We start from the raw sequence: 26,223 nt of genomic DNA on the forward strand, positions 1-26,223 counted from the left end.
GGTGACCGGACTTCGTGGTGGCTTCTTGCTACCGGAAGGCATCCAAAGCGGATGCCTTCCTCTACTGCTTTTCCTTCAGTCGCCGGGCAATCAGCCGCCCGACACCTTCGGCTGGTCATGATAGATCAAGAGCGGCTTGGCGCCATTGGTGATGGTGTTTTCATCGACCACTACCTTGGCCACGTTCTGCTCGCTCGGAAGTTCATACATCACATCCAGCAGAGCGTGTTCCAGGATGGAACGCAGGCCGCGCGCGCCGGTCTTGCGGGCCAGCGCCTTCTTGGCGATGGCGTGCATGGCCGCGGGACGGATCTCCAGCTCGGCGCCTTCCATCTGCAACAGCTTGGCGTACTGCTTGATGAGCGCGTTCTTGGGCTCGATCAGGATCTGGATCAGCGCTTCCTCGTCCAGCTCGTTCAAGGTTGCAATCACCGGCAGACGGCCCACCAACTCGGGAATCAGGCCGAACTTGACCAGGTCTTCCGGCTCGGCGTTGAGCAGCACTTCCGAATTGCTCTTCTGAGTCTGGCTCTTCACGCTGGCCGAGAAGCCGATGCCGCTCTTTTCGGAACGGTCGGAGATGATCCGCGCCAGGCCATCGAATGCGCCGCCGCAGATGAACATGATGTTGGTCGTGTCGATCTGCACGAAGTCCTGATTCGGATGCTTGCGGCCGCCTTGCGGGGGCACCGACGCCATGGTGCCTTCGATCAGCTTCAGCAGGGCCTGCTGCACGCCTTCGCCAGACACGTCGCGGGTGATCGAGGGGTTGTCGGACTTGCGGGAAATCTTGTCGATCTCGTCGATGTAGACGATGCCCTTCTGGGCCTTCTCGACTTCGTAATTGCAGTTCTGCAGCAGCTTCTGGATGATGTTTTCCACGTCCTCGCCGACATAGCCGGCTTCGGTCAGCGTGGTCGCATCGGCGATCACGAAGGGAACGTTGAGCATGCGCGCCAGGGTCTGCGCCAGCAGGGTCTTGCCGGAGCCGGTGGGGCCGACCAGCAGGATGTTGCTCTTGGCCAGCTCGACATCATCCTTCTTGCCGAGGTGCTTCAGGCGCTTGTAGTGGTTGTACACCGCCACCGACAGGATGCGCTTGGCCGTAGCCTGTCCGATCACATACTGGTCCAGCAGTTCGGTGATTTCCTGGGGCGTGGGCAGGTCCGACTTGGCGCCGGCCACGTTTTCCACGCTGGCGGCCTCGTCGCGGATGATGTCATTGCACAGGTCGATGCATTCGTCGCAGATGAAGACCGAAGGACCGGCGATGAGCTTCTTGACTTCATGCTGGCTCTTGCCGCAGAAGGAGCAGTAAAGCAGTTTTTCGCCGCTGGAGGATTTTTTCTCAGACATAGAGCTACTAGGATAGAAGTTACGACCCGATCATACCCGCGAAATCCGGATTCGTCACGGCCTGGTCATGATTGCTGCCCCACAATGCTTCACAGGACTGCAATATGACCGTTATATGTCACTGCGGGTGCCGTTTATCAAGCAAACAGAAGCCAAAAAGCCGCTCTGTGCCGATTTCGTCAAAAAATAGCGAGAAAAGACAAAAAAAATGCCCGAACGGAATATCGTTCGGGCATTTTTTCGCGTTCTTACGACGCTGAGCTTGCCAACAGCTCAAGCACGCTCAGTCAGCACCTTATCGATGAGGCCATACTCCGCGGCGGCGTCAGCCGACATGAAGTTGTCGCGATCGGTGTCCTTGCTGATCTGCTCGACGCTACGGCCGGTCTTCTCAGCGAGGATGGTGTTCAGACGTTCACGCAGGTACAGGATTTCACGCGCCTGGATCTCGATATCCGATGCCTGGCCCTGGGCGCCGCCCAGAGGCTGGTGAATCATGATACGCGAGTTCGGCAGCGAGAAACGCTTGCCCTTGGCGCCAGCGGCCAGCAGGAAAGCGCCCATGGAGGCGGCCAGACCCGTGCACAGCGTCGACACCTGCGGCTTGATGAACTGCATCGTGTCGAAGATCGCCATGCCGGCCGAAACCGAACCGCCAGGCGAGTTGATGTACAGGGAAATATCCTTGTCCGGGTTTTCGCTTTCCAGGAACAGCAGCTGGGCCACGATCAGGTTGGCCATCGCATCATTGACCGGTCCGACCAGGAAAATGATGCGTTCCTTCAGCAGGCGCGAATAGATGTCGTAGGCGCGCTCGCCCCGACCACTCTGTTCGATCACCATCGGCACCATGCCGAGCATTTGGGTATCCAGTGCAGATTGCTTCATCAGACCAGTCATGTATGCATCCTTAAGCGTAAGAGTTTTCTGATACTACTAGAGAAAACCGGATTACGCTTGCGCCTGATTACCCATCAGTTCATCGAACGAAACCGGCTTTTCCGAGACCTTGGCCTTGCCGAGAACGTAGTTGACGACGTTTTCTTCCAAAACAAGAGCTTCGACTTCGGCCAGGCGGCGGCGGTCGGAGAAGTAGTACTTCAGCACTTGTTGCGGATCTTCGTAGCTCTGGGCGAAATCTTCGATCTGGGCCTTGACCTGTTCTTCGGTGGCTTCCAGCTTGTTCTGCTTGACCACTTCAGCCAGGATCAGACCCAGGCGCACGCGGCGCTCGGCCTGGGCGGTGAAAAGTTCCTTGGGCAGTTGCATGACCTTGGGGTCCATGCCGCGCTGGGCCATGTCTTGACGGGCCATTTCGGACAGGCGCTCGACGTCCTGGTCGATCAGGGCCTTGGGCACTTCCAGTTCCGACGCCTGGATCAGGGCGTTCATGACGCTGTCCTTGGTCTTGGCCTTGGTGCGGGCGGTGACTTCGCGCTCCAGGTTCTTCTTGATGTCTTCGCGCATCTTGGTCAGATCGCCGTCTTCGATGCCCAGGGACTGAGCGAAGACTGCATCGACTTCAGGCATGTGCGCCCATTCGATCTTCTTGACGGTGATGGTGAATTCAGCGGTCTTGCCGGCCACGTCCTTGCCGTGATAATCCTCGGGGAAGGCCAGCGGGAAGGACTTGGATTCGCCGACCTTCAGGCCGATGGTGGCGGCTTCGAATTCCGGCAGCATGCGGCCTTCGCCCAGCACGAACGGGAAGGCTTCGGCCTTGCCGCCCTGGAATTCCACGCCGTCGATCTTGCCGACGAAGTCCACGGTCACGCGGTCGCCGTTCTGGGCCGACTGGTCAGCACCGCCGTCGCCGTGCGCGCCTTGCTCGCCCTTGACGTGGTAGTGCACGCGTTGCTTGCGCAGGATGTCGATGGTCTTGTCGATTTCAGCGTCGGAGACAGCAGCGATGGTCTTCTCGACTTCGGCGCCGGACAGGTCGCCCAGGGTCACTTCGGGATAGACTTCGAAGGTGGCGTCGAAGGCCAGCTTGCCTTCACCGGCTTCTTCGCTGGTCTTGGGTTCGATGCGCGGGAAGCCTGCCACGCGCAGGTTGTTTTCGACAGCGGCGTCGTTGAAGGCACGGCCGACCTTGTCGTTCAGGACTTCGGTTTCGACCTGGTAGCCGAACTGGGCGGCAACCATCTTCATCGGCACTTTACCCGGACGGAAACCCGGCGCCTTGGCGGTACGGGCACGCACCTTCAGGCGCTTTTCCACTTCAGCCTGAACATCGGCCAGCGGGAAAGACAGGGTCATACGACGTTCGAGTTTGCTCAGGGTTTCGACAGCAGTTGCCATTTAAATCGTCCAAATGTTAAGAATTCCGTAAGCCGGAGCGTTTCCGCCACGTCCCAATCAACCCAGATGGATGACTGCAGACGACAAGCGCCCTGCCCGGCCGCGCTAAAGCTCGCTATTTTATACGGAAAAAGCGCCGATAGTCCAAAATTGGCCTTGCCAGGCTGCAAACACCGGCAAAAACCCGCTACAGGCTGCTCCGCCAGGCCTGGCGCGGATCACCAAGCCGCAGCGAGGCGGCTGAGCTGCCGCCCAGCCGCGCCGCCACGTAAAGAATTTAGAGAATTTCTTGCTACTTCACCGGAATGGGCGTGGCCGGCGACACCGGCACGGCCGTCACCGCGTTCATGGGGCTGCCGTCGATGAGCTTGTCCGAATAGGTCAGGTAGACCAGGGTATTGCGCCTGGCATCAACCACCCGCACCACATGCAGGCGCTTGAAGAGGATGGACATGCGCTCGCTGAACACATCTTCCTGCACCGGCAGCTTGTCCTTGAACTGCAGGCTGGGCGCGACCTGGCGACAGGCGATAGAGGCCTCGGACTTGTCCTCGGCCAGCCCCACCGTGCCCTTCACGCCCCCGGTGCGGGCGCGGGAAACGTAGCAGGTCACGCCGACCACCTTGGGGTCGTCATAGGCTTCGATGACCACGCGGTCGTTCTTGCCCAGCCAGCGGAAGGCCGTGCTGACGTCGGCCAGCTCCTCGGCCGAAGCGGATTGCGGAAGGACCGCCGTCAGGCTGACGGCAGACAGGATGGCCCCGACCAGGGCGCGTGCTTGAGGTTTCATGGAAATGCCCGGGAATGGTGAACGGATGAGATAGACCGGCCAGAGCGCACATTGTTCAGCTTGCGCTCCCGGCCATGAAGATAGAGACAGCCTGCTCAGTCTTCGATTTTCTGGAAGCGCTGCACCTGCTTGCCATCGACCTCCACCATCTCGAAGAAAGCCTCACGCGGACGCAGCCACAGCCGGCCATCGGCGGCGCGATAGACGATCATGGGCGTGAGGTCAGCCTCCAGGATGGCCTCGTCGATATATTCATAGATACCACCCTTGTAGTGACGATACAGTGTCATGCGCTTCCCGCTTCCTGCTGAGTGTGTTGAACAGTGAGGCGGCATGGTACTACCGATGACCGGCTGCGCGAATCTCTCCAGACTCTCCTGACATGAGCCGCACAGAAAAACGCCCACAGGGTCAACGGCTTGCAGTACAATGGCGCGCTTTGACAAAATGCTACCTGCATCGGTAGCGGCAACTCTGCGGCAAGCCCGCTGCCAGACTGCTTTCGCACCGATGCCCGACACCTTCAGCGAGGATGGCGAAATTGGTAGACGCACCAGGTTTAGGTCCTGACGCCAGCAATGGTGTGGGGGTTCGAGTCCCCCTCCTCGCACCAGACAATCCGTTTAAAACCAAGGTTTGCCGTCATGGCTGCCGCTACCTACCCGGTCTCGGCGTGCCTTGTTCAAGCGCCTGGGCCAATCCGCGTCGGATGCGGTGACCGCGCGCTGAAGCAGCCCCCTCCTCCAGTTTTACAGCGCCAGCGCTCCGGGGTGAAAAATTTCTCATCTCCGCTCACTTCCCATCAAAACATCACCCTCACCGGTTTGAATGACCTTCAGTTGTCTCACGTTGGCACTTCACCCTCTGCTTATGACTTGCCAACCGACCAACGGCACTTTTGTGCGATTTACCGAAGTAATTCAATCCTATTGAATCGTCGCGGGACTACAAATTCATACAGCAATCTTGCGGCGTCTGGCCTGCTCCGGCAATGCGCATTCCACGCAGTGTCCGGGACAGCCAGCGCTGCAAATAAAACGTCCCCGGGGGGAGACGCTACCTGCGCAGACTTTCCCCGAACGCGATCGCCGCAACGGCGCTTGAAAGGGAAATCGTGTCAACATCATCCTCCACGCGGAACCAAGGCAGCTCAACTTCCAGCCTCCCCGATCCCATCATCACACGCATCGATGAGCGCTTTGTGAGCATTCGAACCGGCAGCGTCTTCAAAGTGGTTTTCTCACCGATCTCGCCCGCCGTTAAGCTGTTCAAGTCATCGGACAATCCGGGCGCCGCCCACGCGGGCGGGCTGCAGCCGGGCAAGCCCAGCAAACCTGCAGCAGCCATCCCACATCCGCCAGCGGACACCCACAAACCGGTCAGTGTCACTCCAGTCACCCGCGACAAGCATGTTGACGTTACCCCTGCGGTCAGCAGCCCACCTATCAGCGTCAAGCCACCCGCCAGTGTCAAACCGGCCATCACGCCCACGGCTGCCAGCACCAAGGCCGCTGCCACACCGCCGGTGAGCATCAGCAAGCCCACCACCGCTGCCCCGGCCAGCCTCAAGCCCGCCAGCACCGACAAGCCGGCGGCAGCGACCACCATGCCGGCACAGCGGGACAAGATCGACGGCAAGGACGTGCTGGTCTACGGCAACCCGAAGTCCTACCAAGATCTGGACTATTGCCAGGGCGATGCCGTCCCGGGCTACATGGGCACCTGTTCAGAAACCAGCATCGCCAACCTGCTCATGATCGCCGGTCGGGATGTGACCGAAAAGGACGTAGTCCAGAGAGCCATCAACAACGGCTGGTGCGACACCGTCAGCTCCGATCCCGGCCGGCGCGGCGGTACCGTCTCCGGGCTGCAGCGCCTGCTACTGGAAAGCTATGGCATGCCCGTCGAGGCCATCACGGACTACGATCCCAACAAGCTGGCCGCCCTCATCAAGGAGGGCAGAGGTGTGCTCATGGGCGTGAACGGCTATGCGCTGTGGGGTGCCGATCTGGACAAGAAATTGCTGGAACTGATCAACGTCAATCACATGATCAACCTGACCGGCGCTGTCTATGCGGCCGATACCGGTGCCCTGCAAGGCTTCTATATTGTCGACTCGGGACGCGGACGGTCCGGCGATGCTGCACGCTACGTTTCACTGAGCGAACTGGACAAGGCCGCGCACTTCCAGTCCGGTTGCTCGGGTTTTTATACGGTCGATCCGATCAAGAAGCTGGCGCTGCCCGAGGATCCCAGGATGGCCGACCCGGCCAAACCGCAACATAAGCTCATCACCGGTCCGGATGTACTGACCTATGGCAATCCCTTTGCCTTCCATGGTCTCGATTACCAACAAGGGGATGCGGTCGCACGCTATGAAGGCACGTCAGGCGAGGTCTGCATCGCCAACCTGGCCACCATCGCCGGCATGTCCGTGACGGAAAAGGACGTGGTCAACAAGGCCATCGCCGAAAAACTGTGCGATACCACCAGCAAATCCACTACCAAGCGCGGCGCCATCAGTGCGGAAAACGAACTGATCCTGCTCAAGGAATTCGGCCTGGCCTCCACGCTGGCGCAGGGCTTCGACGAGAACGCCGTGGCACGTAGCATCCTCGCGGGCAAAGGCGTCATCGTCACGGTCAATGGCAGCACGCTCTGGGCCAAGAACATTCCGGAAAACGTCGGCATGACCGATCACATGATCGCCATCGTCGGCGTGGGCTACGGTGCACAAAGCGGCGAGGTGGACGGTTTCTACATCAGCGATTCCGGCCGGGGTTTCGCCAACGACACTTGCCGCTACATCAGCTTGCAGACGTTGCGCGATTGCACCAACGCCAGCGGCTCCGTCACCATCACCACCAACGACGCCATCAAGCCCTTCAACAGGGCCAATGGAGGGGCCGGCGCCGCCCTGGATCAAGCCGCAGCCGATGGCAAGCTGTCCGCCCAGACCGGGCTGACCGCACCGGCAAAGCCTGCCGCATCCGGTGGCAATGCACTGGCAGCGCACTATCTGGACAGCTTCACCGCTCCCGCCCCGTTCGGCGACGACGAAGGCTCGCAACACAAACTGCCCGGCGTCAAGGTCAGGAAGCACATCGCCCTGGCCAACGACAAGCAGGACCTGGCACTGGAAGCAGACAACCTCGATGCCACCGGCAATGTGCAGAACAACCGACTCACCGGCAACGACCGCAACAACATCCTCGATGGCCTGGGCGGTGCCGACACCATGACCGGCGGCAAGGGCGATGACAGCTATTACGTCGACAACAGAGGCGACCGCGTGGTCGAGAAGGCGGGCGAAGGCATTGATACGGTCTATGCGACGGTCAGCACCACGCTTGCCGACAATGTCGAGAACCTGGTCCTGATCGACGCCACCAAGCCGCAGAGCGCGGTGGTCAATGGCGTCAACGTGCTGGTGTACGGCATGCCGAAGTCCTACCAGCTGGACTACGCGCAGGGCGATGCCGTCCCCGGCTTCCTGGGCACATGCGGCGAGACGGTCGTGGCCAACATGAGCGTCCTGGCCGGCCGGCCCCTCACGGAAAAGGAAGTGGTCACCCGCGCCATCGACGAAATGCTCTGCGATATCATCGACCCCTTGCCGGAGCACCGGGGCGGTACCTACACGGAGGGCCAGCAAGCCCTGCTCAAGGATTTCGGTCTTGACGCTACCATCACGCATGGCTTCGATGAAATGGCAGTCGCCCGGAGCATCAAGGAGGGCAAGGCGGTCGGCATGAGCGTCAATGCCAGCCGGCTCTGGGACATGCCCATGGCCAGCAACAACCGCAGCAACCACTGCATCACGGTCACCGGGGTGGCCTACTCGGTCGATACCGAGCAGATTGCCGGCTTCTTCATTGCCGACTCCGGACGCGGCAGAGCGGACGACATGAGCCGTTACGTCACGCTGCGGCAATTGCGCTACGCCACCGATGTCACCTCGGCCGACACCCTGACCACCGACCAGGCGGTCAAGCTCTCCCGGCAGAACGTGAATGCCACCGGCAACGACCTTGACAACATCCTGGCCGGCAATGGCGGAGCCAATGTCCTCACAGGCGGCAAGGGCAATGACCTGCTCATCGGCGGGTCTGGCAACGACAGCTATCGCTTCGCCAAGGGCGACGGCCAGGATGCGGTCTACGACCACGATGCCACCAAGGGCAATGTCGACACCATCAGCTTCACCGACGCCCGGCAGGACAATCTGTGGTTCAGCAAGGCCGGCCAGGACCTGCGCATCAAGGTGCTGGGCACGACCGACCAGGTGACGGTGAAGGACTGGTATGCCGGCGCTGCCGGGACGACCGACAACCACATCGAGCGCATCAAGACTGCCGATGGCAAATCCCTGCTGGACACCGATGTCGAGAAGCTGGTGCAAGCCATGGCCAGCTTCGCCCCGCCTTCGGCTACCCAGACCACTTGGGCACAGGCGCAGGGCGGCGACGGCAAGGTCTTGCTGGCGGCCAGCCATTGATGACGGGGCAGATTGGGGCCAGTCCGCATTGAACGGCTAGCACCAGGCAAGCCGGTGGCGAGTCAGACCTCGCTGCCGGCTTCTGTTTTTTTGCAATTTGCTTCACCAGCTCCCGAGGCTGCTGCCCCCGGTGGGCACGGCAAGGGGCTACCGGAGAAAACTTCATATCCTGGCTTTTTTTGCAACGATCCACGCGAGCCGGGCCGATTGCGCCTCGCCTGTGCGCAGCGGCGTGCTGAACTGCTACAATCCGCGCCGTTGCTGGCGATGGCGAGGGAGCCACCCTTGCGCCAGCCATTTCCACCATGCGAGGACCCCATGCCCACCCAGGAAGAATTCGACGCCCTGAAACAAAGCCACAACGCGCTCCTGAACAAGTTCATCGAGAACAATACGGCCGACCAGATCCTGTTCTCCACCCTCTTCACGGCGGCGGCCGTCCTGTCCAAGGATGGCAAGCAGTTCACTGAAGGCGCCATGGGCATCGCCCGCTCGCTGGCGGCCCAGCTCGATGCCGGCGGCGCCATGCCCAAGGCGCTGCTGGAGACCGTGGAAACCCGCATCGCCACCATCGAGGCGCTGCTCAAGGACAAGTTCGACTGATCCCCGCCCTCAAGCAGGAGCCGCCTCATGGCCGTGGACCATTACGAGAACTTTCCCGTCGCATCGCTGCTGCTGCCGGCCCGCCTGCGCCCGGCCGTCGCCGACATCTATGCCTTTGCCCGCAGCGCCGATGACATCGCCGACGAAGGCGACGCCACCCCTGAAGAACGCCTGGCGAGCCTGCACGCCTACGAAGCGCAACTGGACCTGATCGCCCGGCAGCAGCCCTGCGCCACGCCCATGTTCGAACGGCTGCGGCAAACCATCGCCCGCCACGACCTGCCGCTGCAACCCTTGCGCGACTTGCTGTCGGCCTTCTGCCAGGATGTGGTGACCACCCGCTATGCGCACTACACCGACCTGCTCGACTATTGCCGGCGCTCGGCCAATCCGGTTGGCGCGCTGATGCTGCATCTGTACGGCGCGGCCAGTGAAGAGAACCTGCGCGACTCGGACGCCATCTGCAGCGCGCTGCAATTGATCAACTTCTGGCAAGATGTTGCCATCGACTGGCAAAAGCAACGCATCTACCTGCCATTGGAGGATTTAGCCCGTTTCGGCGTGAAGCCAGAGGATATTGCCGCCGGTCGCTGTGACGGTCGCTGGCAGCAGTTGATGCGCTTTGAAGTCGAACGCGCCCGCGCACTCATGCTCGCCGGCGCGCCGCTGGCCAAGCGCCTGCCGGGCCGCATCGGCTGGGAACTGCGTCTGGTGGTGCAAGGCGGATTGCGCATCCTGGCGCGCGTCGAGCGCGTCCAGGGTGATGTGTTCGGCCATCGCCCCAAGCTGGGCAAGGCCGATTGGCTGGCCATAGGCTGGCGCGCCCTGACGATGTAGTAGAACAGCGTCGAAGATGCGCAGCCTGCTCCCGGCCCTTAGACCAGCAAGGCCGCAGTGAGACTGCGGATCTGCTCTTCGGAGTCGTCCAGCAGTTCGCGCAGCGAATGATCGCCGATGTAGTCATCCACCAGGTTCTCGCCACCCACACCCGCCTCGGCCACGACGCTGCGCTGCAGGGGCGAAGGCACGGGCGAAAGCTCCTTGGCCAGCAGCAGCACGTCGCCGATGGTCTGCGGCGGCAGCACGCGCACACCGTGCCACAGAGATTCGATGGCATCGACCACCGGCTGGGGCACGCCCAGCTTCTTGAGCACGGCGCGACCGATCATCTTTTCGCCGTATTCCATCCAGTCCTCGGTGCCGCCGTCGAGCAGACCCGGGAAATCATCCGTGCGCGACAGCAGGTAGAAGCCCCCGACCTCATGCACGATGCCCGCGAACATGGCCGTCTCAGGGTCAGCCTTGGTCAGCTTGGCGGTAAGCACGTAGGCGGTGGCGGCCACGTGGGCGCAATGCTCCCACAACTGGGCCGACTTGATCCGCATGCCGGGATTGTTGATGGTGCGGCCGAGCTGGCGCACGATGACCGAGGTGGTGATGGTGTTGAGGGTGCGGAAGCCCAGCCGCATCACCGCCGCCCGCACATTGTTGATCTCGCCGCCGGAGCGGTTGTAGGCCGCCGAATTGGCAATGGCCACCGTGCGCGCCGACACCAGCGGCTCGGCCATCACCAGCTTGGCCGCTAGTTCCAGGTGGCAATCCGGATCAGCCAGCGCCTTCTGCAGCTTGATCGAGGCGCTGACGTTGGCGGGGAATACCAGCTCCCCACGACCGGCCTGTGAGGCGATATTGCGAAAGATTTCCAGTCTGTCCATGATGTCTCCAGCCTCCAATGCACCTGTGGTTTGCCAATCCGGACGATTTTGCTGCACCGCATCGTCCGGCTGGCGCGCTGTTACGGCCCTGCTCCACTGCAATCCTGCTCGGGGTCTTGTTCCGACCTTGCTCCATTATCGGCATGGTTCACCTCTTTTTGATGCCATGCGACTTTGTTTTCTGCAATTCTGCTGCTCTGAGCTTAATGGACAACGCGGGCAGCCGCAATACGGCAATCTGTCACTGGCCTGACACATTTGCCCTGTCGGGGACACTCGGCTAGCATAGCGCCTTTGCCGGACTTTGCCGCCCAGTCAGCTCCGGCCACGCATCCACCGCAGCCACGCCACCCATGTCTCCAGACGAATATTGCCAGCAGAAGGCCGCCGCCAGCGGTTCCAGTTTCTATTACAGCTTCCTGTTCCTGCCACCGCAGCGCCGGCTGGCGATCACGGCCCTGTATGCCTTTTGCCGCGAGGTCGACGACACCGTCGATGAGATCGAAGATTCCATGGTGGCGCGCACCAAGCTGATGTGGTGGCGCAAGGAGATCGCCGCCATGCTGGAAGGCCAGCCCACCCACCCGGTCACCAAGGCGCTGCATCCGCATGTGGCGACCTATGGGCTCAAGGGCGAGCACCTGCAGGCCGTCATCGACGGCATGGAAATGGACCTCGACCAGAGCCGCTACCTCGACTATCCGGGCCTGCAGCGCTATTGCTGGCACGTGGCCGGCGTGGTGGGCGTGCTCTCGGCCAGCATCTTCGGGCATACCCAGCCCGGTACCCTGCTCTTTGCGGAGAAGCTGGGCCTGGCTTTCCAGCTCACCAACATCATCCGCGACGTCGGCGAAGATGGCCGCAAGGGCCGCATCTACCTGCCCGTCAACGAATTGCAGCAATTCAATGTGACCGCTGCCGACATCCTCAACGCCCGCCACAGCGAGCGTTTCGAGGCGCTGATGAAGTTCCAGGTCGAGCGCGCCCAGGCCGTCTATGACGAAGCCTTCGCCTTGCTGCCCAGGGAAGATCGCCGGGCCCAGCGCCCCGGCCTGATGATGGCGGCCATCTACCGCACCCTGCTGGACGAAATCGCCCGTGACGGCTACCACGTCCTCCACCAGCGTATTTCGCTCACGCCCATCCGCAAGCTCTGGCTGGCCTGGAAGACCTATGTCTTCGGCTGACCAGCCTTCCGTCCGATGAGCAACGCCCCGCGCCACTACGCCGTCATCGGCGCCGGCTGGGCCGGCTGCGCCGCCGCCGTGGCGCTGGCGGCCGGCGGCCACCGGGTCAGCCTGTTCGAGGCCGCGCGCACCCTGGGCGGTCGTGCGCGCCGGGTCGAGCTGGATGAGCGGGTGGTGGACAATGGCCAGCACATCCTGCTGGGCGCCTATCGCGCCACCCTGGCCCTGATGAAGCAGGTCGGTGTGGATCCCGCCAGCGCCTTGCTGCGCCTGCCCCTGCAGATGCGCTATCCGCTGCAAGGCAACGCCGAGGGCATGGACTTCGTGGCGCCGCGCCTGCCTGCGCCCTGGCATGTGGCCGTGGCCCTGCTGCGCGCCAAGGGCCTCACGCGGGAAGACAAGATGGCGCTGGCGCGCTTTTCGACCACAGCGCGCTGGATGGGCTGGCAGTTGCACCAGGACTGCAGCGTGAGCGAGTTGCTGGCCCGCTTTGACCAGACGCCACGACTGATCCGCCTGATGTGGCGACCGCTCTGCATCGCCGCCCTGAACACGCCGCCCGAACGGGCGTCAGCGCAAGTCTTCCTGAACGTGCTGCGCGACAGCCTGGGTGCGCGCCGCGCCGCCTCCGACATGCTCATCCCCCGGCTGGACATGAGCGCCCTGCTGCCCGACGCCGCCGCAGCCTTCCTCGGCAAGCGCGGTGGCCTGGTACAGACCGGCGTGGCCGTATCGCGCCTGCTGCCCGGCCAACAGGCAACCACCTGGCGGCTGCAAGACCGCGCCGGCGAAAGCCTGGGCGAATTCGCCGGCGTGGTGCTGGCCACCGGCCCGGAGGCCGCCACGCATCTCCTGCAAGGCCTGCATGACACCAGCCTGCTGGAGAGCCTGCAGCACGAACCGATCACCACCTGCTACCTGCATTACCCGCAGGGCGTGCGCTTGCCGGCGCCCTTCCTGGCGCTGGCAGACGACCCACAGCGCCAGGCCTGGGGCCAGTTCGTCTTCGATCGCGGGCAACTGGGCGGCGAGGCGGGTTTGCTGGCCGTGGTGGTCAGCGCTGCCGGGCAGGCCATCACCGATGGCCAGGCCGCACTCACCGAGGGCATCATCCGCCAACTGGCCAGCGACTTTGCCGATCCGGCCCTGGCGACACCGGGCTGGAGCCGGGTCATCACCGAAAAGCGCGCCACCTTCGCCTGCACGCCAGGCCTGGTCCGTCCCGACAGCACCGACCTGCCCGCCGGGCTGGCGCTGGCAGGCGATTATGTCGCCGGCGACTACCCGGCCACACTGGAAGGTGCGGTGCGCAGCGCCATGGCGGCGGCCAGGCAGTTGGCGGGCTGAGGCTGAGCCCTCGTAAAATTTTCATGGATGGCGGTAAAGGGATTCACCCCATCTGTGGCGGTGATGCACTAGGATACTGAGCAATCTGCAATGCTCAGCAGTCCCGATTCCGGTTCGTGCCTGCCCGACCATCGCCCGGCGGCATCCAGCCGCGTTTGATATCTACGGAGAAAATAATATGCCGGTCATGACCTGTGTCGAAGACTTCCGCCTGCTCGCCAAGAAACGGGTCCCCAAAGCGTTTTACGACTACGCCGACAGCGGCTCCTACACCGAGAGCACCTATCGCGCCAACAGCAAGGATCTGGCGGCGCTGAAACTGCGCCAGCGCGTGGCCATCAATGTCGATGAACGCAGCACCCGCACCACCATGATCGGCCATGACGTCACCATGCCGGTGGCCATCGCCCCCACCGGTCTGACCGGCATGCAATGGGCCAACGGTGAAATGCTGGGCGCCATTGCCGCCGAGAAGTTCGGCATCCCCTTTACGCTCTCGACCATGAGCATCTGCTCCATCGAGGACGTGGCCAGCGTGACCACCAAGCCGTTCTGGTTCCAGCTCTATGTGATGCGTGATCGCGGCTTCGTGAAGTCGCTCATCGAACGCGCCAAGGCGGCCAAGTGCTCGGCCCTGGTGCTGACGCTGGACCTGCAGATCCTCGGCCAACGCCACAAGGACCTGAAAAACGGCATGTCAGTGCCCCCCAAGCTGACCCTGGAAACCCTGCTGGACCTGGCCAGCAAGCCCGGCTGGGCGCTGCGCGCACTGGGCGGGCGCAAGACCTTCGGCAACCTGGCCGGCCACATCAAGGGCGGCGAAGGTGCCGGTGGTGTGCAGACCCTCTCCAAGTGGACCGCCAGCCAGTTCGATCCCACCCTGAACTGGGACGACGTGGCCTGGATCAAGCAGCAATGGGGCGGCAAGCTGATCCTCAAGGGCATCCTCGACGTCGAAGACGCCAAGCTGGCCGTGCAGAGCGGGGCTGACGCCATCGTGGTGTCCAACCACGGCGGCCGCCAGCTCGATGGCGCGATGTCGTCCATCGAAGCCCTGCCGGCCATCGCCCAGGCCGTGGGCGACCAGATCGAGGTCTGGTTCGACGGCGGCATCCGCTCTGGCCAGGACGTGCTCAAGGCCGTGGCCCTGGGCGCGCGCGGCACCATGATCGGCCGCGCCTTCCTCTACAGCCTGGGCGCCATGGGCGGCGAAGGCGTTTCGCAGATGCTGGAGATCATGCGCAAGGAACTCGATGTCAGCATGGCCCTGACCGGCACCAAGGACATCAAGGATGTGGGGCCGCAGATCCTGATTCCCTGATCAGCGGATTGCCCCTGGCCCATCCCCCATAGACAAGGTCCCGGTTCACCGCAAGGTGGCCGGGACCTTTTCACTTCTTCATTGCAGCAGCGGCCAATGACGGCCACCCAGGCGTCTTACTGGCGCGGCGGCTGGGCCAGCACGTCGATCACGCCATCCTGGCCGTAGCGCTTGGCCAGGTCCATGGCGGTCAGGCCATCCTTGTTCTTCAGGCTGAGGTCGGCGCCATTGTCGCGCAGCACCTCCACGGCGGCTACACGCCCGCGCATGGCGGCCAGCATGACCGGGGTCATCTTGTCATCGGGCGACTCGCAGTCCACATAGGCCGAGGCATCCAGCAAGAGCTTGACGATCTCGGAACTGCCGTTGATGGCGGCGTAGTGCAAGGCCGTCCAGCCGGGCCGGTTGACCTCGACCTCACGCGCCAGCAGCAGCTTGACGACCGGTGCATTGCCGTAGAACGAGGCCAGCATCAGCGGGGTATCGCCATTGGTGGCCTGGGCTTCGAGATTGACGTCGGGTGCATTGACCAGCACGTCGAAGGCTTTCATCGAATCTTCGCGGATGGCCAGCATCAGGCCGGTGTAGCCGCGCTTGGGTTCGATCAGGTTGGGCCCCATGCCGCGCTGCATCAGTTGCTTGAGGAAATAGACGTTGTCCATGCGGATGGCCTGGAAGTATTCCTCATAGGCCCCGGCCCGGGCGGCACCCGGCAACAGCAGCGAGGTGTAGAGAACGATGCGGCCGAGGCCGCGGCAACGCAGGCGTAGCTTTTCCAGCAAGGTCATGGCTTGATTCCGAACAGCTTGAAGAAATTGTCAGAGGTCTGGCGCGCCACCTCGGCCGCCGCAATGCCGCGCAGGTCGGCGATGAACTCGCCCACATGCCGTACATAGCCGGGCTCATTGGTCTTGCCCCGGAAAGGCACCGGCGCCAGGTAAGGAGAATCGGTCTCGATGAGCATGCGCTCCAGCGGGATCGTGCGGGCCACCTGTTGCAGGTCCTTGGCCGACTTGAAGGTCACGATGCCCGAGAACGAGATGTAGAAGCCCAGCTCGATGGCGGCGTCGGCCACTTCCTGGGATTCCGTGAAGCAATGCATCACGCCAGCCGCGCCGCCGGCTTGCGGGCTTGCGCCCTCTTCGCGCAGGATGCGGATGGTGTCCTCGGATGCGGCGCGGGTGTGGATGATGAGCGGCTTGCCGGTGGCGCGCGAGGCGCGGATGTGGGTGCGGAAGCGCTCGCGCTGCCACTCCAGGTCACCTTGCAGGCGGTAGTAGTCCAGCCCGGTCTCGCCGATGGCGACGATGCGCGGATGGTCGGCCAGGCGCACCAGCTCATCAACGCTGGGCTCAGGCGTGTCCTCGTAATCGGGATGCACGCCCACGGAGGCATAGACATGGGGATACTGCTCGGCCAGCGCCAACACCTGCGGGAAGTCGGGCAGGTCCACCGACACGCACAGGGCGTGGCTGACCTGGTTCTCGGCCATCTTGCCGAAGATTTCCGGCAGACGCGCCGCCAGGTCAGGGAAATTGATGTGGCAATGGGAATCGATATACATGGCCGCTATTGTAAAGCCATGCCGCCCGGCTGTCCTGCCTCAGCGCGCCACGGGACGCTTGGCGAGCTTGCGTTGCAAGGTGCGCCGGTGCATGTTCAGCGCCCGCGCCGTGGAAGAGATATTGCCCTCGTGCTCGGCCAGCACCCGCTGGATGTGCTCCCACTCCAGCCGCTCCAGCGACAGCGGCGAGGCCTCTTCCACCGGCAGCGGCGTCTCGGCAGCCTGCTCGCCGTCACCGCTGTGGCTGAGCGCCGAGAGGATGGAATCCACATTGGCCGGCTTGGCAAGGTAGTTGTCGGCCCCGGACTTGATCGCCTGCACCGTGGTGGCAATGCTGGCGTAACCGGTCAGCACCAGCAGGCGCGCATGAGGCAGGGCCTGGCGCAGCGGCGAGACCCATTGCAGGCCGGAATCCTTTTCCAGTTGCAGGTCGATGGTGGCGTAATCGAAACGTTCGCGGCGAGCCGCTTCCAGCGCCGCTTCGCCGCTGTGCGCCACGGTTGCGCGAAAACCGCGCCGCGCTAGCGAACGGGCCAGGGTGCCGGCAAAGACGTCGTTGTCGTCGAGGATCAGGAAAGCTGCACTCATCGAAAAATCTGCAAATGATATAAAAAATATAAAACTCAATCAGCCGGACCCGGACTCGGCATGGCGCTCAGAGGCAGGCGCAACTCCGCGCAAGTACCCTGCCCCGGCGTGGAATGCAGGCGCAGCTTGCCACCCAGATGCGCGGCGCTGGCAAAGGCCAGCATCAGGCCGATCCCCGCGCCGCCCGAACTGCTGGCCACCGGGGCGCGGCCCAGGCGCTGCAACAGCTCGGGGGCGATCCCGCTGCCGTTGTCGGCGATCTCAATGATAGCCGCCTTTTGCGCCGGACTGCCCGCGGGCTCATCGGCGGCGCGCATGCGGATGCTGACCCGGCCCTCAGACCCGCGCTCGCGCACCGCATGCGCGGCATTGTCCAGCAAAGTCAGCAATATCTGCGACAGGTCTTCCAGGCGCGCCGCTACCCAACCGGGCTGATGCACCTCGGCGCTGAGCAGGACGGCGGGATGGCGCAATCGCCATCCCTCCAGCAAGGTGGTCAGCCACGGCGTGATGGGCGCGCTGTCCTCATTGCGGGTCTGGGCGTCGGCGTCCTGGCGCATGCTTTCCAGCGCCGCCTTGCAGACGGCGATCTGCTCCTCGACCACGCGCAGCTCTTCGTCATAGGCGGCCAGCGCCGGCTGGGTGGCCATGTCGCGGCGCAGTTCCCCGGCGATCACCGCGACCGTGGACAAGGGCGTATTGAGCGCATGCGCCGCGCCGGCCGCCTGGGTCCCCAGCGCCAGGATGCGCTGACTCTGCAATTGCCGCTCGCGGGCGCGCGCCAGCTCGGTATCGCGTGAACGTACCGCGGCAGCGATACGACTGACGAACCAGGTGATGAGCAGTGCCGAAATCGAGAAATTGATCCACATCCCGGCCAGGTGATAAGCCATGGCCTGCCCCTGGTCGTGGATGTGCAAGGGCTCATAGACATAGACCAGCCCGGAATACGCTCCCAGCGCGCACAGCGCCAGCAGCAGCGCATACGGCCAGGCCAGGCTGGCCGCCCCGGCCGCCAGCGCGGGCAGGTAGAACGAGACGAAGGGATTGGTCGATCCGCCCGAAAAATACAGCAGGGCGGTCAGCACCGCCAGATCCAGCAGCAATTGCAGGAACAACTCGCTCTCTTCAGCCGGCCGTGTCCAGCGCAGCCGCAACCAGGTTGCCCCGTTTATCAGGGTCTGCAGGCCGATCAACGCCAGCAGTTCCGGCACCGGCAACGCGATGTGCAGCCAGCCATGCGCCCCCGCCAGCACCAGCAACTCCCCGGCCACCATCGCCCAGCGCAGCCAGAACAGGCGCGACAGCAGCACATGCTGGGTCGGGAGCGGCGAGGCAGGCGAACGCGGGCGGGTAGAAGAAAACATGCGGGGATTATACGGCCCACGCAGTGAGGCAACTATCTCTTCGGGTAAGCGCCAGATTCTCAAAAGTAACGTAAAATTGCCAAATTAATGCCAATGATAATCATTAGCATTTACTATTTTTTACGTTCCCCTTCAGTTGTTGAGATTTCCTTACCCTTCCATGACTTCCTCTACCCCGCTCACGCTTCATCCCTTGGCCGCCGCTGTGGCGCTGATCTTCCTCGCCCCGCTGCCAGTCCTGGCCCAGGCCACCACCCAGGACCAGCAAGCCTTGCCCACCGTCACCGTCAATGCCTCGGCCGACGCCTCCGCCGATGGCCTGCCCGCCGAATTCGCCGGCGGCCAGGTCGCACGCGGCAGCCGTCTGGGCGTGCTGGGCAACGTCGACAACCTGGACAGCCCGGTGCGCTCGGTCGCCTACACCCAGCAACTGATCGCCGACCAGCAGGCCCATGGCGTGGGCGACGTGCTCAAGAACGATCCGGTGGTGCGCACCACGCGGGGCTTCGGCAACTTCCAGGAGTCGTACATGATCCGCGGCTTCATCGCCAATTCGGACGACCTGATGTACAACGGCCTGTTCGGCATCCTGCCGCGCCAGTATGTGGCCTCCGAGATGATGGAACGGGTCGAGGTGCTCTATGGCGCCAGCGCCTTCCTCAACGGTGCTACACCGGGTGACGCCGGCCTGGGCGGGACCATCAACATCGTCCCCAAGCGGGCGGCCAATGAACCCTTGACCGACCTCACCCTGGGCTATGAATCAGGCAACGGCAAATACGCGGCCCTGGATGTGTCGCGCCGCTTCGGCCCGCAAGACCGGCTGGGCGTGCGCATCAACGCCGCGCGCCATGCCGGCGGCACGGGTGTGGCCAATGAACAGCGCGAGACCAACCTGTTCTCGCTGGGCGTGGATTACCGGGGCAATGATTTCCGCCTCTCGGCCGACCTGGGGCTGCAGGAAAACAACCTGTCCAACGTGCGCCCCAGCATCACCCTCGGCGCCGGCCTGACCAGCCTGCCCGCAGCGCCCAGCGGCTCCGCCAATTACGGCCAGCCCTGGTCTTATTCCAATGCGCGCGACCTCTTCGGCACCGTACGCGGCGAATGGGATCTCTCGTCCAGCACGACCGCCTGGGCAGCCTTTGGCGCGCGCCAGGGAACGGAAAACAATTCGCTGTCGGGCGTGCGGGTGACCAACGCCAGCACCGGCGCCGCCGCCACCTACCGTTTCGACAATGCCCGCCAGGATGACGTGGCCACCGGCGAAGTGGGCGTACGCACCCACCTCCAGACCGGCGCGGTCTCGCACAAGCTGGTCGCCGCCGCCTCGGCCTATTCACTCAACTCGCGCAATGCCTATGGGTTCTCGCCGTCCTACGCGTTGGCCACCAATCTGTACAACCCGATCAACTATGCCCAGCCTGCGCTGACCTCGCTGGGCAACAGCCTGGCTGATCCGCAGACCACCATCAAGACCAATCTGCTCAGCGCCGTGGTCTCCGACACTCTGGGCTTCTACGATGACCGTCTGTTGGTCACGTTAGGGGTGCGTCAGCAGCAGCTCAAGTCGGACACCTACGCCTACAACACCCAGGCCAACACGGCCCACTACGACCAGAGCGCCACCTCGCCCATGGCAGGCGTGGTCTTCAAGCTGAGCAAGACGCTGTCCGTGTACGGCAACTACATCGAAGGCCTGCAGCAAGGCAAGCAGATCACCGACACCACCGCAGCCAACTATGGCCAGGTGCTGGCCCCGTACAAATCCAAGCAGAAGGAGGTCGGCGTCAAGTATGAACTGGGTGGCCTGGGCCTGGGCGCGGCCTTCTTCACCACCGACCGGCCGCTGTCCTATAAGGATGCGCTCACCAACATCGAATCCACCAATGGCAAGCAGCGCAACCGCGGCGTGGAACTGACCGCCTATGGCGAAGTGACCAAGGGCGTGCGCCTGCTGTCGGGCCTGACCTTCCTGGATGCCAAGCAGGTGCAGACCAACGGCAGCGCCAACAACGGCAAGTACGCCATCGGCGTGCCTCGCGTGCAGGCCAATGCCGGCCTGGAAGTCGATGTGCCGGGCGTGCGCGGCCTGACCCTCAATGGCCGTGCCACCTACACCTCGACCCAGTACGTCGATGCAGCCAACCAGCTGGAAGTGCCGTCCTGGGTGCGCTATGACCTGGGCGCACGCTACCTGACCGACATCGGTGGTCACGCCGTGACCTTGCGCGCGTCCATCGACAACGTGGCCAACCGCAACTACTGGCAGTCTGCCGGCGGCGCCTCCAACTCGGGCTATCTGGTGGCGGGCAATCCGCGTACGTTCAGCACCTCGGTCTCGGTGGCCTTCTAAGCACGGCGCTCAAGACAAATCGCCCGGCCCCATGACATGGGGACCGGGCGATCTTGCGTGCTGCGGGCGAAAGGTTTCAGTCGAACAGGCCTGCGTAATCGATCAGCATTTCCTCGATGAAGAGCTTGGCCGACAAGGGATGGTCGGCAATGGCGCGACGATCGCCCATGCCGCGCAAAGCCTTGGACAGGGCCAGCGCATCGACCCGCTCGGCCAGCCGGCCCAGCTCCTTGCCATAGCGCGGGTAATAACGCACCACGCCGGCCGACTTCAGCGACAGCAGGTCATACAGCCAGCGCTGCACCCAGCCGACCAGATCGGCGGCGGGCGTCTTCTGCAATTTGTCGGCAGCGCGCAAGGCGCCGTCCACCCCAGGCTGCGCCAAATGGCGCAGCAATTCATCCAGCGCCTCACGACCTTCGCCCTGGGCCGCTTCCAGCGCGGCCAGTGGAGCGCCGCCCTGCTCGGCCAGCCAGGCGTCGGCGTCCTTGACGCCCTGCTGCTTGAGCCAGCCCAGCGCCTCGTCATGGCCGGGCGCGGTCAGGGCGAACTTGCGGCAGCGGGAGAGAATGGTCGGCAGCAAGCGATCCAGGCGATTGGACAGCAGCAGGAACATGGTCCCCGGCGGCGGCTCTTCCAGTGTCTTGAGCAAGGCATTGGCGGCGGCGGTATTGAGCGCCTCGGCCGGATAGAGCATCACCACCCGCAAGCCCGAACGGTGGGTGGACACGTTCATGAAATCGGCCAGCGCACGGATCTGGTCGATCTTGATGTCCTTGGAAGGCGCCTTGCTGGCCTTGGCGGTTTTCTTTTCTTCGCCAGCCTCGTCATCGGCCGTTTCGTCGTCCAGCACTTCCGGACGCACGCGCCGGTAGTCCGGATGATTGGATTGCGAGAACCAGTTGCAGGAGGCGCACACCCCGCAGGCATGGGCCTCGGACGTGGGCGATTCACACAGCAGCGACTTGGCGAAGGCTTCGACGAACTGCGTCTTGCCGGTGCCGGCGGCGCCATAGAACAGCAGCGCATGCGGCAGCCGTTCGCGCAATTGTTGCAGCTGGCGCCAGCTCTCGCCCTGCCAGGGCAGCAACACGTCGGAAGAAGTCAAGGACATGCGATCTCCCTTACAGCGCGGCCACGATGGCGCGCAGGTCTTCCTGGATCACGGCGATGGGACGCGTGGAATCGATCAGGCGGAAACGTTGCGGGAACTGCGCAGCGCGGCGCAAGTATTCGGCGCGGGTGTTGGCGAAGAAATCGGCTTTCTCCTGCTCGAACTTGTCCAGCGTGCGCTCGGCATCCAGGCGCGCGCGCGCCACTTCCAGCGGCACATCGAAGAGCAGCGTCAGGTCCGGCTGCAGATGCGGATGGACCCATTGCTCCAGGCGATCCAGCTTGTCCAGCGCCAGCTTGCGGCCACCGCCCTGGTAGGCGAAGGTGGCGTCGGTGAAACGGTCCGAGATGACCCAGTCGCCGCGCGCCAGCGCCGGCTCGATCACTTGCGCCAGGTGTTCGCGGCGCGAGGCGAACATCAGCAGGGCCTCGGTTTCCAGGTGCATCTTGTGATGCAGGACCAGCTCGCGCAGGCGTTCGCCCAGCTCGGTGCCGCCGGGTTCGCGGGTGGCGACCACAGTCAGGCCGCGCTCGCGCAACAACTGCGTGACGAAAGGAATATGGGTCGACTTGCCGGCGCCGTCGATGCCTTCGAAGGTGATGAATTTGCCTGATGCCATGAAGGAATCGCTACTCAATGAAAACGGTAAAGGGACAAGAACAGGCCTCAGCGCTGATAGCGGTTGACGGCCTGGTTGTGCTCGTTGAGGTTGCTGGAGAAATGGCTGGTGCCATCGCCACGCGCCACGAAGTATAAGGCTTCCGTCTTGTCCGGGTTCAAGGCCGCCGCCAGCGAGGCCGCCCCCGGCAAGGCGATGGGCGTGGGCGGCAGGCCGGCGCGAGTGTAGGTGTTGTAGGGCGTGTCGGTGAGCAGATCGACCTTGCGGATCTTGCCCTGATAACGCTCGCCCATGCCATAGATCACCGTGGGATCGGTCTGCAGCAGCATGCCGGTGCGCAGGCGATTGACGAAGACGCCCGCCACCATGCCGCGCTCGGACTTCTGGCCGGTTTCCTTCTCCACGATGGAGGCCATGATCAGCGCCTCGTAAGGCGTGCGGTACGGCAGCGACAGGTCGCGCCGGGCCCAGGCTTCGTTCAACTTCTTGCTCATCAGCGCAAAGGCCTGCTTGTAGACCTGCATGTCGCTGGCGCCCTTGGCGAAGAGATAGGTATCCGGGAAGAACAGGCCTTCCGGATAGGTATATTCGTTGGTCAGCTTGGCCAGGATCTGCTGGTCGGTCCAGGTGGCGGTATCGTGCTTGAGCGCGGGCTGCTCGGCGATGGCTTTACGCATCTGCTTGAAGGTCCAGCCCTCGATGACGGTCAGCGCTTCCTGGGCGAACTCGCCGCGCACCAGTTGCTGCAGCAGGCGCTGCGGCGTGTAGCCGGGCTTGATCTCGTAGCTGCCGGCCTTGATGCGGGCGCCTTCGCCCGACAAGCGCGCATACAGGGCAAACAGGTCGGGGTTGACCGGCACGCCGGCCGCGGCAATCTGCTGGGCCGCGCCGTTCACACCGGCGCCCGGCGTGATGGTAAAGGCGATGACCTGCCCGCTGGGGTCCACGATGGGCTGCTTGGACCAGTAGAAGCCGGCCCCGGCCACCAGGGCGGCCAGCACCAGCAATGTCACAAATAACTTCTTCATACCAGAGGCGAAATCCTTGTTGCTCCGACGCGTTTTTTCGGAGATCACTATAATCGAGGCATCAATGATAATCGCTGGCACGACAGTTGCCTAATTTGCCGGACAGACCGACCTGGCAAGATGTAATCCGTAAAAGATTTCCTATGACCGAAATGACTTCATCGCCCTCCGCCTGGCGCGACTTCCTGGCGCAACAAGGCGCCCAGTTCGCGGCCGACAGTGACGACCATGCCGACGTGATCGGCTTCGGCCCCACGGCGGTGGCGCCGCAAAGCCTGGAAAGCTTCATGGCCCCGCTGACCTCGCTGGGACTGATCGCCGTCACCGGCGAGGACGCCGCCAGCTTCCTGCACGGCCAGCTCACCAATGATGTGCAGCATCTGGACACCGGCGCGGCGCGCCTGGCCGGTTATTGCTCGCCCAAGGGGCGCTTGCTGGCCACCTTGCTGATGTGGCGCGACGACCAGGCCATCTGGCTGCAGCTGCCGCGCAGCCTGCAGCCAGCGATCCAGAAGCGTCTGCAGATGTTCGTCATGCGCGCCAAGGCCAAACTGGCTGACGCCAGCACCGAGCGCGGCCTGCTGGGCCTGGCTGGCCCGGCCACTGCCAACGCACTGGCCGAGTGGTTCCCGGTATTGCCGGCAGCCCCCTATGACAAGATCGACAACAGCCACGGCACCCTGATCCGCCTGGCCGACGCCGCCGGCAGCCCGCGCTATCAGTGGATCGCCACCGTCGACACCCTTACCGCCGCCTGGCCCAGGCTGGCCCAGCATCTCACCCCGACGGCCAGCCTGGCCTGGCGTCTGTCGGAAATCCGCGCAGGTGTGCCGGGCATCGTCGCGGCCACCCAGGAGCAGTTCGTGCCGCAGATGATCAATTTCGAATTGATCGGCGGCGTCAATTTCAAGAAGGGCTGCTACCCCGGCCAGGAAATCGTGGCGCGCAGCCAGTATCTGGGCAAGCTCAAGCGTCGCACCATGCTGGCCACCATCGCCAGCGCCGCCGCCCGTGCCGGCCAGGAAGTCTTCGCCGCCGCCGATCCCGGCCAGCCCTGCGGCATGGTAGTCAATGCCGAGCCGCTCGATGACGGCCACGCCCTGGCCCTGGTGGAAATGAAGCTGGCAGCCGCCGAGGACGCCGTCCACCTGGGCGCGGCCGATGGCCCTGCGCTGCACTTCCATGCCCTGCCCTATGAGCTGGCCGATCCGCAATAAGCGGCGCGCAGCCTAGCAGCCACCCGCAGCCATAGGGACGCATCCATGGATTTCTACATTTATTACCGGGTCGGGACCACGCACGCGAGCAGCCTGTTCGGCAAGATCAAGGGGGTGCAGGCGATGCTGCAGGCGCGCCTGGGAATCGCCGGCGCGCTCAAGCGTCGCCCCGGCGAACAGGACGGCCTGCAGACCTGGATGGAAATCTACCCGGACATCCCGCCGGCGCAAGCCGACGCGTTCAAGCGAACCCTGGCGCAGGCCCTGGAGGACTCAGGCGCCACCGAGCTCATCAGCGGCGAGCGCCACGTCGAACAGTTCGAGGATGTAGCGCCATGTGCCTGATCATCTTCGCCTGGAAAGTCATCCCCGGCATGCCGCTGATCATGGCGGCCAACCGTGACGAGTTCTATGCCCGCCCGGCTGTCGATGCCGGCTGGTGGCAAGACCATCCGCACATCTACGCCGGGCGCGACCTGCAAGGAGGCGGCACTTGGCTGGGGGTAACGCGTGACGGGCGCTTTGCGGCGCTGACCAATGTGCGCGCGCCCTCGGAACGACGAACGGACGCGCCCACCCGTGGCCAGCTGGTGGCCGACTACCTGGCCGGCAACCTCGATCCCCAGGCCTATCTGCGCCAGATCGAAGCGCAAGCGCAGCAGTACAACGGCTTCAACCTGTTGCTGGGCAATCGCGACACCATGCTGTGGTATTCCAACCGCGGCCAGCAGGATCCGCGCAATGGCCAGCCGCTGGACTATGGCGTCTATGGCGTCTCCAACGCCCTGCTGGACACGCCCTGGCCCAAGCTCACCCGCGCCAAGGCCCAGTTCGCCAGCCTGCTGTGCCAGGGAGCGCCGGAAGAAACCTTCTTCGAGATGTTGACCGACGCCACCCGCGCCAACGACTGCCGCCTGCCCGACACCGGCATCGGGCTGGAAAAGGAAAGGATGCTCTCTCCCATCTTCATCCGCTCGCCCGACTATGGCACCCGCTGCTCGTCGGTCGTGCGGGTGCCCATCGTGGGCGAACCGGTGCTGACCGAGCACGTGGTTGACCCTATGGCGATGCAATATTCTGCCGAGCCGGCCACCGACAAGGCCTGCCGGATACCCTGCAAGCCCAGGCTGCAGGAAGCTTCACCCGAGGCTGGGCAGGAGGGCTGACAGCCCCGCCGCGCCTGAGCTGGGCGGTTCAGTTGTTTCCAGTGTGAAATAACCAAACCGTATACCTGATATTTAGAAGATAAATT

Annotated in this window: 23 protein-coding genes and 1 tRNA gene; 11 read left to right on the forward strand and 13 right to left on the reverse strand. The window is 63.5% G+C overall.

What is annotated here, in order from left to right; translation table 11 throughout:
* Positions 1-90: 90 nt before the first annotated feature.
* The 5 genes from clpX to BGK68_RS20570 form a co-directional block, all read right to left on the reverse strand.
* The gene (gene clpX / locus BGK68_RS20550) at positions 91-1,356 is read right to left on the reverse strand and encodes an ATP-dependent Clp protease ATP-binding subunit ClpX (protein WP_075258604.1); all 1,266 of its coding nucleotides are present in this window, start codon (positions 1,354-1,356) and stop codon (positions 91-93) included.
* A 273-nt stretch (positions 1,357-1,629) separates the two neighbouring features.
* Entirely contained in the window at positions 1,630-2,256 is a 627-nt protein-coding gene (gene clpP / locus BGK68_RS20555) for an ATP-dependent Clp endopeptidase proteolytic subunit ClpP (RefSeq protein ID WP_075258605.1), read from the reverse strand.
* Positions 2,257-2,307: 51 nt separating this feature from the next.
* Complete coding sequence (gene tig, locus BGK68_RS20560; protein WP_075258606.1) at positions 2,308-3,657, reverse strand: trigger factor; 1,350 nt, start codon at positions 3,655-3,657, stop codon at positions 2,308-2,310.
* 292 nt (positions 3,658-3,949) lie between these two features.
* Entirely contained in the window at positions 3,950-4,447 is a 498-nt protein-coding gene (locus BGK68_RS20565; protein WP_075258607.1) for a CreA family protein, read from the reverse strand.
* A 95-nt stretch (positions 4,448-4,542) separates the two neighbouring features.
* Positions 4,543-4,737: a DUF1653 domain-containing protein gene (locus BGK68_RS20570; protein WP_075258608.1), complete on the reverse strand. Its 195-nt coding sequence runs from the start codon at positions 4,735-4,737 to the stop codon at positions 4,543-4,545.
* A 236-nt stretch (positions 4,738-4,973) separates the two neighbouring features.
* Here BGK68_RS20570 and BGK68_RS20575 point away from each other — a divergent pair.
* From BGK68_RS20575 to hpnC, 4 genes are all read left to right on the forward strand, one after another.
* Positions 4,974-5,060 (forward strand) — tRNA-Leu (locus BGK68_RS20575).
* 588 nt (positions 5,061-5,648) lie between these two features.
* A complete protein-coding gene (locus BGK68_RS28420) occupies positions 5,649-8,945 on the forward strand; it encodes a calcium-binding protein (RefSeq protein ID WP_233149369.1) in 3,297 nt (1,098 codons plus the stop codon).
* Positions 8,946-9,263: 318 nt separating this feature from the next.
* On the forward strand, positions 9,264-9,548 hold the full coding sequence (locus BGK68_RS20590; RefSeq protein WP_075258611.1) for a hypothetical protein: 285 nt from the start codon (positions 9,264-9,266) through the stop codon (positions 9,546-9,548).
* Between the two features lie 27 nt (positions 9,549-9,575).
* Positions 9,576-10,385: a squalene synthase HpnC gene (gene hpnC / locus BGK68_RS20595; protein WP_075258612.1), complete on the forward strand. Its 810-nt coding sequence runs from the start codon at positions 9,576-9,578 to the stop codon at positions 10,383-10,385.
* 38 nt (positions 10,386-10,423) lie between these two features.
* Here the strand turns inward: hpnC and BGK68_RS20600 are convergent, their stop codons facing one another.
* Positions 10,424-11,263 carry an HDOD domain-containing protein gene (locus BGK68_RS20600; protein ID WP_013234565.1) on the reverse strand — a complete coding sequence of 280 codons (840 nt, stop codon included), beginning with the start codon at positions 11,261-11,263 and terminating at the stop codon, positions 10,424-10,426.
* A gap of 353 nt (positions 11,264-11,616) precedes the next feature.
* Here BGK68_RS20600 and hpnD point away from each other — a divergent pair, with 353 nt between their 5' ends.
* The 3 genes from hpnD (at position 11,617) to BGK68_RS20615 (ending at position 15,118) form a co-directional block, all read left to right on the forward strand.
* Positions 11,617-12,450 (forward strand): presqualene diphosphate synthase HpnD, encoded by an 834-nt coding sequence (hpnD, locus tag BGK68_RS20605; RefSeq protein WP_075258613.1) that lies wholly within the window; start codon positions 11,617-11,619, stop codon positions 12,448-12,450.
* Positions 12,451-12,465: 15 nt separating this feature from the next.
* The gene (gene hpnE / locus BGK68_RS20610) at positions 12,466-13,797 is read left to right on the forward strand and encodes a hydroxysqualene dehydroxylase HpnE (RefSeq protein ID WP_075258614.1); all 1,332 of its coding nucleotides are present in this window, start codon (positions 12,466-12,468) and stop codon (positions 13,795-13,797) included.
* A gap of 178 nt (positions 13,798-13,975) precedes the next feature.
* Complete coding sequence (locus BGK68_RS20615) at positions 13,976-15,118, forward strand: alpha-hydroxy acid oxidase (RefSeq protein WP_013234568.1); 1,143 nt, start codon at positions 13,976-13,978, stop codon at positions 15,116-15,118.
* A 116-nt stretch (positions 15,119-15,234) separates the two neighbouring features.
* Here BGK68_RS20615 and BGK68_RS20620 read toward each other — a convergent pair whose 3' ends face one another.
* From BGK68_RS20620 to BGK68_RS20635, 4 genes are read right to left on the reverse strand one after another with little or no spacing between them, the layout of a single operon-like run.
* Positions 15,235-15,906, reverse strand: a complete 672-nt coding sequence (locus BGK68_RS20620) for an ankyrin repeat domain-containing protein (RefSeq protein ID WP_075258615.1) — start codon at positions 15,904-15,906, stop codon at positions 15,235-15,237.
* On the reverse strand, positions 15,903-16,682 hold the full coding sequence (locus tag BGK68_RS20625) for a TatD family hydrolase (RefSeq protein ID WP_075258616.1): 780 nt from the start codon (positions 16,680-16,682) through the stop codon (positions 15,903-15,905). The genes BGK68_RS20620 and BGK68_RS20625 overlap by 4 nt, the downstream gene beginning before the upstream one ends.
* A 39-nt stretch (positions 16,683-16,721) precedes the next feature.
* Positions 16,722-17,270: a response regulator transcription factor gene (locus tag BGK68_RS20630; protein WP_069374121.1), complete on the reverse strand. Its 549-nt coding sequence runs from the start codon at positions 17,268-17,270 to the stop codon at positions 16,722-16,724.
* Between the two features lie 35 nt (positions 17,271-17,305).
* The gene (locus tag BGK68_RS20635; protein WP_075258617.1) at positions 17,306-18,637 is read right to left on the reverse strand and encodes a sensor histidine kinase; all 1,332 of its coding nucleotides are present in this window, start codon (positions 18,635-18,637) and stop codon (positions 17,306-17,308) included.
* Between the two features lie 160 nt (positions 18,638-18,797).
* On the opposite strand from BGK68_RS20635, the gene BGK68_RS20640 reads away from it, so the two are divergent.
* The gene (locus tag BGK68_RS20640; RefSeq protein WP_075258618.1) at positions 18,798-20,993 is read left to right on the forward strand and encodes a TonB-dependent receptor; all 2,196 of its coding nucleotides are present in this window, start codon (positions 18,798-18,800) and stop codon (positions 20,991-20,993) included.
* 76 nt (positions 20,994-21,069) lie between these two features.
* Here the strand turns inward: BGK68_RS20640 and BGK68_RS20645 are convergent, their stop codons facing one another.
* Genes BGK68_RS20645 through mltG form a run of 3 tightly spaced genes read right to left on the reverse strand, consistent with a single transcriptional unit; the run spans position 21,070 to position 23,754 of the window.
* Complete coding sequence (locus tag BGK68_RS20645; RefSeq protein ID WP_075258619.1) at positions 21,070-22,107, reverse strand: DNA polymerase III subunit delta'; 1,038 nt, start codon at positions 22,105-22,107, stop codon at positions 21,070-21,072.
* Between the two features lie 10 nt (positions 22,108-22,117).
* Positions 22,118-22,726, reverse strand: coding sequence for a dTMP kinase (tmk, locus tag BGK68_RS20650; protein WP_075258620.1), 609 nt, complete (start codon positions 22,724-22,726; stop codon positions 22,118-22,120).
* 47 nt (positions 22,727-22,773) lie between these two features.
* Positions 22,774-23,754 (reverse strand): endolytic transglycosylase MltG, encoded by a 981-nt coding sequence (gene mltG, locus BGK68_RS20655; protein ID WP_075258621.1) that lies wholly within the window; start codon positions 23,752-23,754, stop codon positions 22,774-22,776.
* Positions 23,755-23,897: 143 nt separating this feature from the next.
* On the opposite strand from mltG, the gene ygfZ reads away from it, so the two are divergent.
* The 3 genes from ygfZ to BGK68_RS20670 are packed head-to-tail and all read left to right on the forward strand — an operon-like array spanning position 23,898 to position 26,137.
* On the forward strand, positions 23,898-24,971 hold the full coding sequence (gene ygfZ / locus BGK68_RS20660; protein WP_075258622.1) for a CAF17-like 4Fe-4S cluster assembly/insertion protein YgfZ: 1,074 nt from the start codon (positions 23,898-23,900) through the stop codon (positions 24,969-24,971).
* A gap of 45 nt (positions 24,972-25,016) precedes the next feature.
* Entirely contained in the window at positions 25,017-25,316 is a 300-nt protein-coding gene (locus BGK68_RS20665) for a DUF4936 family protein (protein WP_075258623.1), read from the forward strand.
* A complete protein-coding gene (locus BGK68_RS20670) occupies positions 25,307-26,137 on the forward strand; it encodes an NRDE family protein (protein WP_075258624.1) in 831 nt (276 codons plus the stop codon). Before BGK68_RS20665 ends, BGK68_RS20670 begins: the two co-directional genes overlap by 10 nt.
* The last annotated feature ends 86 nt before the right edge of the window (positions 26,138-26,223 follow it).

This window comes from Herbaspirillum camelliae, assembly GCF_001929405.1.
GTDB lineage: Bacteria > Pseudomonadota > Gammaproteobacteria > Burkholderiales > Burkholderiaceae_D > Herbaspirillum > Herbaspirillum seropedicae.

Coding starts and splice junctions, on each gene's coding strand:
- clpX (WP_075258604.1), bottom strand. CDS start 1,356: ATGTCTGAGAAAAAATCCTCCAGCGGCGAAAAACTGCTTTACTGCTCC.
- clpP (WP_075258605.1), bottom strand. CDS start 2,256: ATGACTGGTCTGATGAAGCAATCTGCACTGGATACCCAAATGCTCGGC.
- tig (WP_075258606.1), bottom strand. CDS start 3,657: ATGGCAACTGCTGTCGAAACCCTGAGCAAACTCGAACGTCGTATGACC.
- BGK68_RS20565 (WP_075258607.1), bottom strand. CDS start 4,447: ATGAAACCTCAAGCACGCGCCCTGGTCGGGGCCATCCTGTCTGCCGTC.
- BGK68_RS20570 (WP_075258608.1), bottom strand. CDS start 4,737: ATGACACTGTATCGTCACTACAAGGGTGGTATCTATGAATATATCGAC.
- BGK68_RS20590 (WP_075258611.1), top strand. CDS start 9,264: ATGCCCACCCAGGAAGAATTCGACGCCCTGAAACAAAGCCACAACGCG.
- hpnC (WP_075258612.1), top strand. CDS start 9,576: ATGGCCGTGGACCATTACGAGAACTTTCCCGTCGCATCGCTGCTGCTG.
- BGK68_RS20600 (WP_013234565.1), bottom strand. CDS start 11,263: ATGGACAGACTGGAAATCTTTCGCAATATCGCCTCACAGGCCGGTCGT.
- hpnD (WP_075258613.1), top strand. CDS start 11,617: ATGTCTCCAGACGAATATTGCCAGCAGAAGGCCGCCGCCAGCGGTTCC.
- hpnE (WP_075258614.1), top strand. CDS start 12,466: ATGAGCAACGCCCCGCGCCACTACGCCGTCATCGGCGCCGGCTGGGCC.
- BGK68_RS20615 (WP_013234568.1), top strand. CDS start 13,976: ATGCCGGTCATGACCTGTGTCGAAGACTTCCGCCTGCTCGCCAAGAAA.
- BGK68_RS20620 (WP_075258615.1), bottom strand. CDS start 15,906: ATGACCTTGCTGGAAAAGCTACGCCTGCGTTGCCGCGGCCTCGGCCGC.
- BGK68_RS20625 (WP_075258616.1), bottom strand. CDS start 16,682: ATGTATATCGATTCCCATTGCCACATCAATTTCCCTGACCTGGCGGCG.
- BGK68_RS20630 (WP_069374121.1), bottom strand. CDS start 17,270: ATGAGTGCAGCTTTCCTGATCCTCGACGACAACGACGTCTTTGCCGGC.
- BGK68_RS20635 (WP_075258617.1), bottom strand. CDS start 18,637: ATGTTTTCTTCTACCCGCCCGCGTTCGCCTGCCTCGCCGCTCCCGACC.
- BGK68_RS20640 (WP_075258618.1), top strand. CDS start 18,798: ATGACTTCCTCTACCCCGCTCACGCTTCATCCCTTGGCCGCCGCTGTG.
- BGK68_RS20645 (WP_075258619.1), bottom strand. CDS start 22,107: ATGTCCTTGACTTCTTCCGACGTGTTGCTGCCCTGGCAGGGCGAGAGC.
- tmk (WP_075258620.1), bottom strand. CDS start 22,726: ATGGCATCAGGCAAATTCATCACCTTCGAAGGCATCGACGGCGCCGGC.
- mltG (WP_075258621.1), bottom strand. CDS start 23,754: ATGAAGAAGTTATTTGTGACATTGCTGGTGCTGGCCGCCCTGGTGGCC.
- ygfZ (WP_075258622.1), top strand. CDS start 23,898: ATGACCGAAATGACTTCATCGCCCTCCGCCTGGCGCGACTTCCTGGCG.
- BGK68_RS20665 (WP_075258623.1), top strand. CDS start 25,017: ATGGATTTCTACATTTATTACCGGGTCGGGACCACGCACGCGAGCAGC.
- BGK68_RS20670 (WP_075258624.1), top strand. CDS start 25,307: ATGTGCCTGATCATCTTCGCCTGGAAAGTCATCCCCGGCATGCCGCTG.